The sequence below is a fragment of the Paenibacillus allorhizosphaerae genome (genome assembly GCF_042659105.1).
GTDB classification, from domain to species: Bacteria; Bacillota; Bacilli; order Paenibacillales; family NBRC-103111; genus Paenibacillus_G; species Paenibacillus_G allorhizosphaerae.
Genome location: NZ_JBHSRV010000005.1, coordinates 194,587 through 206,659 on the forward strand (window position 1 = coordinate 194,587; position 12,073 = coordinate 206,659).

General features: G+C 54.6%; 9 protein-coding genes. 5 read left to right on the forward strand and 4 right to left on the reverse strand.

The genetic code is table 11. The annotated features are described in order from the left end of the window. Positions 1–73: 73 nt before the first annotated feature. Positions 74–1,816 carry an ABC transporter ATP-binding protein gene (locus ACFQI7_RS19890; RefSeq protein WP_230415169.1) on the reverse strand — a complete coding sequence of 581 codons (1,743 nt, stop codon included), beginning with the start codon at positions 1,814–1,816 and terminating at the stop codon, positions 74–76. Positions 1,817–2,171: 355 nt separating this feature from the next. Continuing rightward, complete coding sequence (locus tag ACFQI7_RS19895) at positions 2,172–3,020, reverse strand: sugar phosphate isomerase/epimerase family protein (RefSeq protein WP_218100213.1); 849 nt, start codon at positions 3,018–3,020, stop codon at positions 2,172–2,174. Between the two features lie 370 nt (positions 3,021–3,390). Between ACFQI7_RS19895 and asnB the strand changes: the two genes are divergently transcribed. The 4 genes from asnB (at position 3,391) to ACFQI7_RS19915 (ending at position 8,504) form a co-directional block, all read left to right on the forward strand. Then, positions 3,391–5,268: an asparagine synthase (glutamine-hydrolyzing) gene (gene asnB / locus ACFQI7_RS19900; RefSeq protein ID WP_218100214.1), complete on the forward strand. Its 1,878-nt coding sequence runs from the start codon at positions 3,391–3,393 to the stop codon at positions 5,266–5,268. A 216-nt stretch (positions 5,269–5,484) separates the two neighbouring features. After that, positions 5,485–6,228, forward strand: coding sequence for a Cof-type HAD-IIB family hydrolase (locus tag ACFQI7_RS19905; RefSeq protein WP_218100215.1), 744 nt, complete (start codon positions 5,485–5,487; stop codon positions 6,226–6,228). Positions 6,229–6,249: 21 nt separating this feature from the next. After that, a complete protein-coding gene (locus ACFQI7_RS19910) occupies positions 6,250–6,738 on the forward strand; it encodes a DUF456 domain-containing protein (RefSeq protein ID WP_218100216.1) in 489 nt (162 codons plus the stop codon). 104 nt (positions 6,739–6,842) lie between these two features. Next, positions 6,843–8,504, forward strand: coding sequence for a putative polysaccharide biosynthesis protein (locus ACFQI7_RS19915; protein ID WP_218100217.1), 1,662 nt, complete (start codon positions 6,843–6,845; stop codon positions 8,502–8,504). Between the two features lie 162 nt (positions 8,505–8,666). On the opposite strand, the gene ACFQI7_RS19920 is transcribed toward ACFQI7_RS19915, so the two are convergent. Then, positions 8,667–9,989 (reverse strand): DUF2515 domain-containing protein, encoded by a 1,323-nt coding sequence (locus ACFQI7_RS19920; RefSeq protein WP_230415172.1) that lies wholly within the window; start codon positions 9,987–9,989, stop codon positions 8,667–8,669. Positions 9,990–10,139: 150 nt separating this feature from the next. On the opposite strand from ACFQI7_RS19920, the gene ACFQI7_RS19925 reads away from it, so the two are divergent. After that, the gene (locus tag ACFQI7_RS19925) at positions 10,140–11,741 is read left to right on the forward strand and encodes a copper amine oxidase N-terminal domain-containing protein (RefSeq protein ID WP_230415174.1); all 1,602 of its coding nucleotides are present in this window, start codon (positions 10,140–10,142) and stop codon (positions 11,739–11,741) included. Positions 11,742–11,852: 111 nt separating this feature from the next. Here the strand turns inward: ACFQI7_RS19925 and ACFQI7_RS19930 are convergent, their stop codons facing one another. Then, positions 11,853–12,071, reverse strand: coding sequence for a hypothetical protein (locus ACFQI7_RS19930; protein ID WP_218100219.1), 219 nt, complete (start codon positions 12,069–12,071; stop codon positions 11,853–11,855). Positions 12,072–12,073 lie beyond the last annotated feature (2 nt).

A 12,073-nucleotide genomic window follows, 5' to 3' on the forward strand; every position in this document is an offset into this window, starting at 1 on the left:
CAAATGATCGGCATGATCGATTGGGGTACTACGCGCGCGGATTTCGGGAACGCATTGGGGTTTATGTGCCATTTCATTCCTCCAGGCTGGCCTGCATCTGTTGGCGGTCCCACTGTTCCTTATACCAGCCGCCATACAGCATCAAATCTTCGTGCGTGCCTTCCTCGACAATCCGTCCGTCGTCCAGCACCACGATCCAATTCGCATGGCTTACTGCCGACAGGCGGTGCGTCGTGATCAGGGTTGTCTTGCCTGCGCGTTCCTGGCGAATATGCTGAAGAATGCGGCTCTCCGTCCGCGCATCGACCGCCGACAGCGCATCGTCGAGCAGCAATATTTCCGAATCGATCAGCAGCGCCCGCGCGATCGCAAGTCGCTGCTTTTGTCCGCCGGACAGCATGACGCCGTTCTCGCCGACAATCGTCTCCAAGCCTTCTGGCATTTGCTCGATATCCTGGGTGAAAGAGGCCATCTCGACGGCTCGGGCGATCTCTTCCGGTTTCGCATCCGGCTTGCCGAGCGCGATATTGTCGCGAATCGATTTGGACAGCAGCAGATGTTCCTGCGGCACATAAGCGATCCAGCGCTTTACTTGGTCGATCGCGATTTGTTCTACGGGAATGCCGGAGAACAGCAGCTTCTCCGGATCGACCGGATATTGACGCAGCAGCTGCTTCAAGAGCGTGCTTTTTCCGCTTCCGGTTTTGCCGACGATGCCAAAAGTTTGGCCGCGCTCCAAGACAAAAGAGATTTGTTCGAGACTCGGACGGCTCGAAGTCGGATACGTAAACGACAACCGTTTCATCTCGATGCTTGTCGGCACGCTGACGGCAACGGGCGCTTCCGCATCCTGGACGTCGGCTTGCTGCGTGAGCGCGGTTTCCAGCCGGTCGGCCGAAGCGCTTCCGCGCTGCAGCACATTGATAAACTCACCGAATGAAATCATCGGCCAGATCAGCATGCCCAAATAGATGTTGAACGAGATCAACTGCCCGAGCGTAATTTGATCGTCAAACACAAGGTAGGAGCCGTAGCCGATTCCGATCGAGTAGCTCACCCCGACAATAAGCGAAATGAGCGGCTGAAACAGAGCGTTCATGATTGCTACGCGCTTGTTCTTATTCATCACGTCGGTCGTTACTTTATCGAAGGCGGTCAAGTCGTGATATTCCTGCACATAGGAGCGAATAACGCGAATGCCGGAAATTGACTCCAGTGCGTGATCGTTCATTTTGCCAAAGGAAGCTTGCGCTTCGAGAAATCGAGCCCTTACTTTTTTGCCCAGCTTGCTGATAACCAAAACGAGAAAGGGCAGCGGGATAAGCGCCGCAAGCATTAATTTAAAGCTGATAAAAGAAATCATCGTTACGATGACGACGGACGCCCCGACAAGCGTATTGACCAGCGTCATAACGCCATAGCCGGACGTTTGTCCGATGGCGAGAATATCGTTGGTCGCCAGCGCCATCAGTTGACCCGTACTGTTTCGCTGGAAAAAAGCCGGAGTCATTTTCGTCAAATGCGCGAGCAGTCGCCCGCGGAGCAGCTTCTCAATGAGCGCCGAATTCCCGAACAACGTCGTAATCCAGACGTACACCATCACATATAAGAGCAAGGACAGGCTGACGAGAAGCAATACGGTTTGGCTTAAGCCGGTCGAGGTCAACGTTCCTTTCCGCATCAAATCGATCGTATTTCCGATCATTTTGGGCGGTATCGTCGTAAGCAAGCTAACGCAAGCCATGAGGCTGATCGCCAGCAAATAGCTGCCCCATCTTCTTTTAAAAAACCATTGCAGCCGGACTACAAAAGACAAATTTCCCACCTCTTTCCAAAATGGCGATAACATATTGATTTTACAGGTTCTTTCCCCTCAAGTCTATGTAAAAACCGGTTATATGCAAACGATCCGGTTGTTGAACCTTCGTTCAATAGAATCGCCGTCCCTGAAATGAAAGGATGTTTTCAATAGGGAAAACGGTTTTTCCCGTGCAAAAGCGGCCGAAACGAAAAAAAAGACTCCAATCTGGAGTCTTATTTCAATATTCTCGATCCACTGGGTGCCAGCCTTTTTGCATAAGCGGTTGTGGCAGTCCGGGTGGAACTAGATGATAGTCGGAACTTGTGAGTGCGACGGATTACGCCGACTACGTACATGCTTGCTAAGGTTTTTATTCCAGTCCAGCCGACGCAAATACGTTCGAGAACGCGCGCTGCGATTTGGCAAACAGCTCTTCGGTCGGGGCGGTCGGCGGCTGCGGTGTCAATATTTCCTGTGATACAACACCCGTATAACCAATGGCATGAAGTCCCCTGAGGAACGAAGCCAAATCGATTGCGCCTTCTCCCGGATACAGGCGGTCATTATCCAATACTTGGGCGACCGGTACATTCGGGGCATCGTTAATATGCGCATGAACGATTTGATCCGCGCTCAGCTTCAATATATCTTCGTATGTCGATTCGCTTGTATGCCAATGGTAGGCGTCGAAGAGCAGTCCGACGTTGCTTTTGTCGATGGCGTCGATCCAGTCGAGCGTACTGCCGATATCCCATATAAAAGGGTTCGCCCAGCGGGTTCGCAAATGGTGCGGTCCGACGAATTCCAATCCGAAACGGATCCCGTAAGCTCCGAGAATTTCGGCACAGGTTCGCAGGCGTCTGGTGGCAATGGCCATGAAATGTGCGGCATTATAGTCGGTCGAAGGCAGCACATACGTACAGCAGCGGGTCACGCCAAGCTGTGCGGCGATTTGGGCGTCCTTGGCCAGACGCGGGATGCCTTCGAGAAACTTCTCCTCGCTCTGCCGCCATTCCACCGGCAAGCCGATCGAACCGATTTGCACGTTTGTTTCTTGAAGGACGTTTTTTACGCCGTCCAAGCCGGCGGCCGCAATCCAGTCTTCCAGTTCCTTGCCCCCGGCGTCAATCGCTCCAAAGCCGAAGCGCGAAGCGAGCGTCGCGAATCGTTCCACCGATCCGACTTGACCCAGTCCTGCTCTCGTTAACCCTTTTATCACGGAATCATGCTCCTTTCCTCATCGCCAATATGGTCACGCTGACCACATCATATCCAATGGGGTAGGGGCTGTCTACTCAAAAATAGCGACAAAAGCGTAAGCCGATTTGTATGAACTCCCAAAATGTCCGGAAAATGGTGTGAGCCTTTCGAGATACCAGTCTATTTCCGCAATTCGGGACGAATATGGTATACTGTTATATCGGACTATTATAGTTGATTGACAACTGCCATCGACAATCACCCGTTGACAGTTGCAATATGGATTGACAACTGCCATCGACAATCACCGTTGTCAGTTGCAATATGGATTGACAACTGCCATCGACAATCACCCGATGACAGTTGCAATATAGGAGGAGTTACTTGCTATGTGCGGGATCACCGGCGTCATGTATTTTGAGGATAGAGAGCCTTCCCCGTCATTGCTGAAGAGCATGACCGATTGTATCGTACACCGGGGTCCGGATGATTTTGGATTTTGGAGCGACAACCGCATCGGTCTCGGATTTCGCCGGTTGTCCATCATCGACTTGAAGGAAGGCCATCAGCCGCTTGCGAACGAGGATGAAACGGTATGGATCGCGTTCAACGGCGAAATTTATAACTATAAATATTTGCGCAATACGCTGCAATCCAAGGGACATCAGTTCAAAACCCACTCCGATACGGAAGTGATCGTTCATTTGTATGAGGAGTACGGGGAAGACTGCGTGAAGCAGCTGCGCGGCATGTTCGGATTCGTCATCTGGGACCGCCGGCAAAAGAAGCTGTTCGGTGCGCGGGACCATTTTGGCATCAAGCCTTTCTACTATTATAAGGACGGAAAAAGATTTCTGTTCGGCTCCGAGTTGAAAAGCATTTTGGCGGCCGGCGGCATGGAACGGACGATTCATACGGAAAGCTTGCTGAATTACTTAACGTTTCAATATGTGCCGGAGCCGGACACGATGTTTCGCGGAATACATAAACTGCCGCCGGGGCATACGGTCTCTTTGAGCTATGACGGGGAAATGACGATCCGGCAGTATTGGGATCCGATGCTTGCGCCGGAGGAGCAATCGTTTGATTCGTGCGTGGAGCAAATTCGCGAGACGCTCAAAGACTCCGTTGTCCACCACATGCAAAGCGATGTGGAGCGGGGCTGCTTCTTGTCCAGCGGCATCGATTCGACGGCGATTGCGGCTCACATGCGGTCCATCGAGCCGATCCGCACGTTCTCCGTCGGCTTCGAAGGAGCCAACAACGAGACGGTCATCGCCAGGCAAACCGCGTCAGCGCTCGATACGGAGCACTATGATAAAATCATAACGCAAAGCGATTATTTCGCCACGCTGCCGAAAGCGGTATGGCATCAGGACGAGCCGGTGGCCGATCCGTCGGCGATTGCGCTGTACCATGTCGCACAGCTGGCAAGAGAGCATGTCACGGTCGTGCTTTCGGGCGAGGGAGCGGACGAGCTGTTCGGCGGCTACCGGATTTACTGCGAACCGGGCTCGCTTGCGCCGGTAGAGCGTCTGCCGCTTGCCGTAAAGCGGATGCTTCGCGCGCTTGCGCGCCTGCTGCCGGAAGGCACGTACGGCCGCAATTATATTCTGCGCGGCACGACGCCGCTGGAGGAGCGCTTCCTCGGCAACGCCAAAATTTTCAGCGAGGACATGAAGGCGGAAATTGTGCGGGTGGACAGGGAGATGCTGCGCAGCTACAAAAACCCGGTGCAGGTAGCCAAAGCGTTTTACGATAAGAGCAAACACCTTGATCCGGTATCCCGCATGCAGTATATCGATATGAATTTATGGATGCCGGGCGACATTTTGATGAAGGCCGATAAAATGACGATGGCCCACTCGCTCGAGCTGCGCGTACCGTTCCTTGATGTGGAATTGTACGAGGTGACGCGGCGCATACCGGCCAAATACCGGATCGCGGAAGGTACGACCAAATATGTGTTCCGTAAAGCGATGGAAGGCATTATCCCCGATTTTATTCTCAACCGGCCGAAGCTGGGGTTTCCGGTGCCGATGCGCGAATGGATGAAGGGACCTCAGGGCAAAGCGATTCTGGAGCAGATCGAAGCGAGCGGCATTGAGGACTATATTCGGATGGACACCGTACGCAAAATGATGAACGGCCATCAGAACGGGCAAGGCGACTATGCCCGCCGCATTTGGACGCTTTATATGTTTGCGCTGTGGCATCAAACGTATATGGAAGAGGTGCCGTCTCCGTCGTTGGCGCACGCGCATTAATGTAGAATATATTAGTAACGGAGCCTTAAAACGGCGCATGGTATGTCGGTTAAGGGTGCGTCGGCACCGTGCGTTCTCGGACGATACGGTTCGAACGCGTACGTTGCAGCGAAGAAACAGGCGTATGAGCCTCAAACGGCATGACGCCGCACATGCGTCTTCGAACGAGCGTGCAGAGAGTACGATAACGGTACAAATAAGAAAGCGGGGAATACGATGGGCAACTACAAGCTGATTGCACTGGATTTGGACGGAACGCTGCTTACGGAGGAGAAGACGATTTCAGAGGAAAACCGCGCAGCTCTGCTTGAAGCGCAGGATGCCGGCATATCCGTCATTTTCTCAACCGGGCGAGGAGTGCAAAATGTACAGCAATATATCGAGGAGCTGCAGTTGACTTCTCCCATCGTCACGGTCAACGGAGGCGAGGTATGGAAACAGCCGGGCGAGCTGCACGTGCGGCATACGCTGGATGCGGCACTAGTCCGCCGCATGCATACGTTGGCCAAGCAGTACGATACCTGGTTCTGGGGGTACAGTGTGAACGAGCTGTACAATAAGGAACGCTGGTTGCCGGACGAAGAGACGGATGCAAGGCAGTGGTTAAAATTCGGGTACTACACGGAGAATGCGGAGAGCCTTGGGGCGATTCGCGAGGAACTGAATTCATGGGGGCTGCTTGAGCTGACGAATTCGCATCCGTGCAATATCGAGGTGAATCCGAGAGGAGTCACGAAAGCGAGCGGCGTTCGCGCAGTATGCACGATGCTCGGCATCGAGATGTCACAGGTCGTCGCCATGGGGGACAGCCTGAATGACGAATCGATGATTCGGGAAGCCGGACTCGGCATCGCGATGGGCAATGCGCAGGAAGCGGTGAAACGTTTCGCGGATACGGTCACATTGACTAATGAAGAACATGGAGTAGCACACGCCATCCGCAAATATGCGCTCGTCTGATCAAATGAGGAGTGTGGATATATGCTAATCACCACGGCCTGGATCATTATCGTTTTATTATTCGCTGTCGGTATGGCCGGAGCGGTCTATCCGGTACTGCCGGGGGCGCTTGCAATTTATGCCGCTTATTTCGTCTACGGGTGGATGATCGGCTTTGAGTCGTTCGGCTTTTGGTTTTGGCTTATACAAACAACGATTGTCGTCGTACTGATGATTGCGGACTATGCGGTGAGCGCGTTGGGCGTGAAAAAGTTCGGCGGCACCCGCGCCTCGGTCATCGGCAGCACGATCGGATTGCTGATCGGGCCGTTCGTGATCCCCGTCGCCGGATTGATTGCCGGTCCTTTTCTAGGTGCCGTAGCGGGGGAATTGATCGCAGGAATGGATATGCGACAGGCGCTGCGTGCGGGCGTCGGCGCGTTGGTCGGCTTTTTTTCCGGTTTCGTCGTCAAGTTTGCGCTGCAGCTGCTCATGATTATCCTGTTTATTATTTGGGTCGTGAAATATTAGTTGGATGTAATATACACGTGAAAAAATTGCCTCGTAACGGTTGGCACAAACGCTTTATTGCCGCCATCTAGGCCGTCAGGTTGACCAGGAAGAAGGTAACGCAATTGTCCAAGGATTCGTTAGTCAAAGGAACGCTGATCCTCACCTTGGCTGCGCTCGTAGCCAGGGCGCTTGGCGTGGTGCAGCGCATTCCGCTTGTATATCTGCTTGGCGATATCGGCATGGCCGCTTACGGCATCGCCTTTAACTTATATTCCGTGCTGCTCGTCGTCGCCACGGCAGGCATCCCGAGCGCGCTCAGCAAAATGATCTCCGAGCGCACCACGCTCGGCCGGCATGCCGAGGCCGACCGCATATACAAAGCGGCGCTGCTGTTCGCGGCGGTGGCGGGCGTCGTGATGACGCTGCTGCTCTACATCGGTGCGCCTTACTTCGCCGAGAGCATCATCAACCCGCAGGCGGCGCTGCCGATTCGCGCCATCGCCCCGGCGCTGCTCTTGTTCCCGCTGATCGCCATCATGCGGGGCTACTTCCAAGGCCGCCGCATGATGATGCCTAACGGCGTCTCGCAAATCATCGAGCAAATTTTTCGCGTCGCCACTTCGGTGGCGCTCGCTTATTTGCTGCTCAGCCACAGCATTGAATACGCCGTCGCCGGCGCTTCGTTCGGCGGCGTGATCGGCAGCATCGCGGCAGCGGCCGTCATGCTCTATTACGCGATGCGGCTGAGGAGCAGCGACCGGCGCGAGCTCGAGGCTCAGCCGCAGCCGGAAGCGGGTACCACGGCGGTGCAGCCATTCCGCTCCATCTACGCACAGCTGTTCAAGCTATCCGTCCCAATTGTCATCTTTTCTATGACGGTGACGCTGATTTATACGATCGACTCCTCGATCGTAACGCTGCTGCTGAAAGACGACATGGGCGAGGAGCCGTCGCGCGAAATTCTCGGGATCCTGACCGGCCGGGCGCAATCGCTTGCCGGGATCCCGATCATTCTCGCGGTTGCGCTCAGCCAGTCGATCGTGCCGATCATTTCGTCGGCCTATTCGCAAAAAGACATGCAGCAAGTATCCGGCCAAACCGGAAAAGTGCTGCAGTTGTCCATTTTGTCGGGCTTGCCGATGGTATTGATCATTTGCCTCGCGGCGCGTCCGATCAACGGGTTTATTTTCGGTAACCCGAGCGAGTCGCAGATTGCCGCCGACTATGCGGCGCCGGTCATTATTGCGCTTACCGCGAGCGCCATATTCCAGATCGTCATGCAAACGTCCGGCGCCGTACTGATGGGGATGGGGCGGATGAAGCCGCTTGTGCTTGGCGTTGTGATCGGCATTGTTGTGAAACTCGCCGCCAGCTTCATGCTTGCCCCGTACTTCGGCATCTATGGTATTATCGCGGCGACCGCGCTCTGCTTCATCGTGATGACGGCGATCAATTTGCTGGTGCTGCGCAGCGAAGTGCGATTCCGGGTGCTTGGCGGCCGCCGTTGGATTTCTTTGGCAGCATCGACGGTCATCATCTGTGCGGTCGGCATCGGGCTGGATGCCTTTTGCCGTGCCTACATCCAGCCTTTCGGCAGCGTACGTTGGGACGATATGGTGCAGTCGATTCTGCTCTGCGCAGTTATCGGCGCAGCTTACCCAATCATGCTGTTCCTGACGCGCGTCATGACGCTGAACGATTTGCAGCATTTGCCGGGTCCGCTGCGCAAGCTGGCGAAGCCGATTCTCGCAAAGCTGGGCCGCAAACAGCGACAAACGCCGTAACAGGCTATGTGAAGCAGGGGTACATAGTTTGCCTGCTAGAGTGAGTTGCGAAGTAACTGAACAGGTATAGATTTAGGCGGAACAGCCCCGAACACCAGGAGGACGATTGCGTTCGATCTCCGGCACGTTCGGGGCTTCTTTGTCGTCGCTTCGCTTTAACCTTCAAACCAGCAAGTCTCCCGCCAGCACCGCCATTTCAATTTTCTTCAGCCCAAAACAAAACTCGCCCGTCATATCGAACGAAAAGGGGGCGCGGATGTCCGTGAAATAATCCAGCGCCTTCGCGCTTTCGTACCAATCGCCAGGCTCGGCGGGCGCGACGCTGCGGTCTTTCCAGCTGTCGGCGAGTTGCGGGCTGTACAGCTGCGCTGCGCCGGGGCGAAGTTTGCAGCCGTCGAGCCGCTCTTGCAATTGTCCGCGTGAAACAGGCGGCTGCTTCCGCACTGCGGCGAACAGGTGCGGCCAATAGTCGGCACGCGATCCGCTGTGCCGCCTGCTGTCCGCGAACCGAAGCGATCCCTCGGATACGGCGGGGATGCCGAAAAGGATCGCGTACAGCTTTTTGCCGGCCTCGATTCGTTCCTGCAGCGAGCTGAAATTTTCCAGAATCAGTCCGGCCAGATGAGTCTGCTCGCCGTCCGCATAAGGAAATACGACCTGATTCAGCTGCAGAAGGGACTGCGTTTGAAAAAACAACGTATCGAGCACCTTGTGACGGTAATCGGGATGCCGGACGACGCGCGATTCGATAAAGTGCTGCTCATTCACAATGAGGCCGATCGTGAGCATGGCCGAATCGCGCCGCTCCCAGAAGCCGTCCCATACCGGCCGCATGAACCGGGAAACGTCAAGCTGCGGAAGCAGGTGGAAGAGGGGGGTGCGAGCTTTAAGGCTGGCGCTGTAGAGCAGCAGCTGCGGATAGGCGTCCCGGAAGATGAGCGCATTGGATCGCTCCAGAAAGAGGAATACTTGCTCGCGCTGCTCCTCATTTAGTAGAAAGGGCAGCAGCTCGCCCTGCAAATCGGTCATGAACCAGCCGCCGTTGCGCGATACCATATGCGCGAGCAGCGCCCAATGCAGCTCCGGGTGCTTCCGGTACATCTCCCAATACGCCGCCGTGCGGGTGACGTTGTTGCGATTATGCCGGTCGCGCTCCTTGCGGATCGTTTCGAGCAGCACAAGCTCGGCACCGCTCGGATTCCCACCAAACCCTCCCGCGAAACCGGCCACGGCGTCGCTCCATGTCCCGCTCCCGGACAGATCTTTCCAACCTGCGAGCTGATCCAATCGCTGCAGCCGCTTGGCGAGCATCGCCTTTGCCTCGCCCTGCAGACGGATGGGATGGGCGGGCTCCAGCAGCTTTTTTTCCAAAAGGGCGGTTTGCGCCTTCGCTTTCATCCAATGAACAGCTTCAAGCGGCAGATCCGCCAGCTTGTGGAGCAGGTCGATGCCGTTCCAACGGTTTTTCTGCGGGTTGCGATGCAATGACGCCCCCTCCATTAACAAAAAGGATTTTACTGAAACGTGTCGAATTAGTATATGACAGGTATTTCGGCCAATTGCTAGAAGTTCCTGATATCTGTGTACGGTGCATTACCGCGTTGTACATAATTTTTTCGGTTGGAGGGTGTTCATTTGTTTAAACAGAAAAGACGTACTATGTTGCTCAGCTCTTTGCTCGTGTTGGTGCTGCTTGTGCTGGCAGGCTGCCAGCCGGTCGGCGGCCTGGACGTGAATAAAGTGCTGACGAACAGCTTTTCCGTGAAATCGGCGGAGAGCAACCAGACCATAACGCTGGAACTGACGCCGGACAATACCGGGTTGTCGCCGCAAGCGCAAAAAATGTTCGATTTGTTCGGTAAGATGAAACTGACGGTGACCGATGCGAAGACGGAAGACCGGTTCCATGCATCGATGAAGGGCACGCTGGAGTACGCCAAAGGGCAAATTCCATTCCAGCTAGCGATGGACGATCAGCAACTTACTTTGCAGATCGAAGGAGCGAAGAAACCGCTTGTCCTTCGCACCGGAGCCGCTGCGCTCGGTTCTGCGGAAATGCCGTCGCCGCTCTCCAAGGCACTGCAGGAAGAGATAGACAAACTGAGCAAAAGAATGGTCGAATCCGCACCTTCCCTTGCGTCGTTCGTGACGCGGAGCTTCCCGAATCCGAATGCGATTTCGGTAGAGAACGTATCGGAGAAGATCCACGGGGAGTCTGTAAACTTGCAGAAGCTGCATGCCGAAGTGCGCGGCAGCGAGCTGATCGATTTGGTCAAAGGATTTTTGACCAACGTGCTGGCCGATGAAAAAGGTTTGAAAGAGTTTATCGGCGGGCTGTACGATGTGTATTCGCCGTTCCTGCTGGCGATGGCAAAAGAAGCCGGTGAGCTTGAGAACGACCCGATGACGGACATGATCATGCCTTACCTGCAAAACAAAACATTGGCCGTAGAATTTGTATTTACATTTTTGAAAACGCAGCTGGAGCAAGCGCTTAGCAAGTATGACGCAAGCGTTGCCGCTTATTTCGCCACTGAAGAGGGCGCCGCTACCAAAGCATGGCTGGGCGGACAATATGTGAAAGTGGACCTGTATGTCGATCGCGACGGCATGACCCGCAAATCGGTAACCGAGCTGATGATCACTGCGCCTGAAGGTAAAGCGGACGGGCTCAAGAGCGTGAAAGTCACTTCATCTGCGGAAATGTGGAACATCAACAAGCCGGTAAAAGCGGACAAAGTTGACACTTCGGCAGGCGTCATCGAGCTGAACGGCACGACCGGACGGATTACGCCTAGCAAGATCGTCGCTTCGCTCGAACCGAATTCCCAATTGTACAAGCTGCTGAAAAACGATCTTCAAATTACGAAAAAAGAAATTACGATGCTGATGAACGACAACGGCAACGATTACGGTTTCTTCGGCACGAAGCCTTACAATGACAACGGAACCGTTATGGTGCCGGTACGCTTTGTCGTTGAACGCCTGGACGCCGACGTTGAATGGGATGCTGCTACCAATCTGGTCAAAGTGACAGATCCGCTTAAGGGCACCGTCATTACGCTTACGATCGGCAGCACCACGGCGACCGTGAACGGAACGCCGCAAACGCTGGAGAAAGCGGCCGTTCTTGTAGACGGGACGACCTATATTCCGGTACGGTTCGTAACGGAAAACATGGGCGCAGAAGTCAAATGGAACCAGGAGACGCAGACGGTTAGCATTACCAGAGATTAGTATGCGCTGAAATATAAGCAATCATTAGAAAATACAGCATCTAGTACAAAACAAAAAGCCTTCCTTTTGACTCCGCCTGGAACAAAAGGAAGGCTTTTTCTATTTTGCTGCTCATTCGTCGGAAGTCCGCGTCTCGCGGTTTTCCGGATCGGAGCTGGAGGAAGCGGCGGGGGCGCGCCCGGAAGATAGTCTGCCCGCCCGAGCGGCAGCGTCGCGCAGCAAATATTCGATATGGCTGTTGACGCTGCGAAATTCATCGGTCGCCCATCGTTCGAGCGCTTCGTACAGCTTCGGATCGAGCCGCAGCGGGAAATTTTTTTTCGCCGCCATGA